This is a genomic window from Bifidobacterium jacchi (assembly GCF_009078285.1).
Taxonomy (GTDB): Bacteria; Actinomycetota; Actinomycetes; order Actinomycetales; family Bifidobacteriaceae; genus Bifidobacterium; species Bifidobacterium jacchi.
In genome coordinates this window covers 64,542-66,036 of record NZ_RQSP01000011.1, presented here as the reverse complement: position 1 = coordinate 66,036, position 1,495 = coordinate 64,542, and the positions used below count along the sequence as shown (strand labels likewise).

Sequence of the window (1,495 nt, the reverse complement as noted above, 5' to 3'; positions counted from 1 at the left end):
CAGGGCCGAAATCGTCCGTAACTGCGCGGGACCGTCGAGATCGCGCGCAGTTACGGACTAAACACGCTCCGCCCCACCCCAGAGTTGTACGCGGACGGCGACTTCCCCTCCTTGCGCGTCACGTAGATCGCATCCGGGTCGCCTCAAACCGCATCAACGGACCGCAACGGTGTCATCATGACCGCAGTTTCAGCCGCCTGAGAGTTATCCACATTGTCGTCATCATCAGAGGTTCCGTCCACATGACCCCGTCTGGCTTGACCAAATCCAATCCAGCCTCCATCATGTGCGCATGAGACCAAACAAAGACATCGAACGGCTCGCCGCCGAAGCGGAATGCGAACAGCGCTGCCTCCTGCCTGAGAACGAGGCGCAGTTCAAGCTGATCCTTGCGCGCATGCGCTCAGGCGAGATCATCCGCACGCATCGCGGGACCTATGCGCGCAGCGACTATTGGAACACGCTTCTGCCACCCGAGCGGGCACGTCACATCATCCGTGCGATATCGCTGCGGCATCCTGACCGGATATTCGCCGGCATCAGCGCAGCCGCCATGCTGTTCCTCGAGCATCAATGGGATCTCCATGATGACGGACTTGTCTTTCTTGCCTCCCGAAGCGGCGGATCCGCTGCGGCATATCGTGGAATCCGCCATATCGTCATGTCCGACATCCCTGTGAATACGCTGATCCGGTATCGTCACGGAAGTGCCGCACCGCAGCAGACGCTTATCGCAGATCGACTCAGTGGCCGCGATCCGCAGCGATTCGTGCCGCGAAATGCAACCGTGATCGCGGCCGTTGCGATCACGTCGCCGGCACGCATACTGGTCGACTGTGGTCTGCGATACCGTTTCGAGCAGGCGCTGCCGATCTTCGATTCCGCATTGCGGCAGCGACTCGTCACTCGCGATCAGGTGATGGAGATCTGTGATTCGCTGCACGCCGACTGCGGCACGGTCAACCGCCTTCTGCATTATGCGAATCCGCGCAACGAGAACGGCGGCGAGTCGCTGTGCTATGCGACCATCATCGATCAGGGATTCGCCGTGCCGCAACTGCAGCATGAGTTCATCGATCCGCTCGACATGCGCAACCGCTACCGAGTTGACTTCGTGTGGCACACGCCGGATGGCAGGGTCATCGTGCTGGAATATGACGGCATGCGCAAATACGTCGATCCGTCGATGACCGGCGGAGGTTCCGTTCGTGACGTGGTGCGCAGGGAACGTGAGCGCGAGGACGCGCTTCGGCGCGCCAAGGTGACGACGATTCTGCGGACGAATCATGACGAGGTGACGCGGCGGTACCCGCTGATCCGCAAGCTGATCGACGCCGAAGTGCCGATGCGCGTGATGAATTCCTATTACGAGGAAGCGTCATAGCCCGAACAACGGCTTGATGCCGCAGCAAGGCGGCTGGCGGACTGCTGCCGCGCTCCGAATCGTCCGTAACTGCGCGTGATTACGAGGTCGCCGCGCAGTTAAGGACGAAAA

At 60.7% G+C, this 1,495-nt stretch carries 1 protein-coding gene; it reads left to right on the top strand.

All coding sequences use genetic code 11. The features are described 5' to 3' along the window. Nucleotides 1–292 precede the first annotated feature (292 nt). Entirely contained in the window at nucleotides 293–1,384 is a 1,092-nt protein-coding gene (locus EHS19_RS04710; RefSeq protein WP_151916632.1) for a CTP synthase, read from the top strand. Nucleotides 1,385–1,495 lie beyond the last annotated feature (111 nt).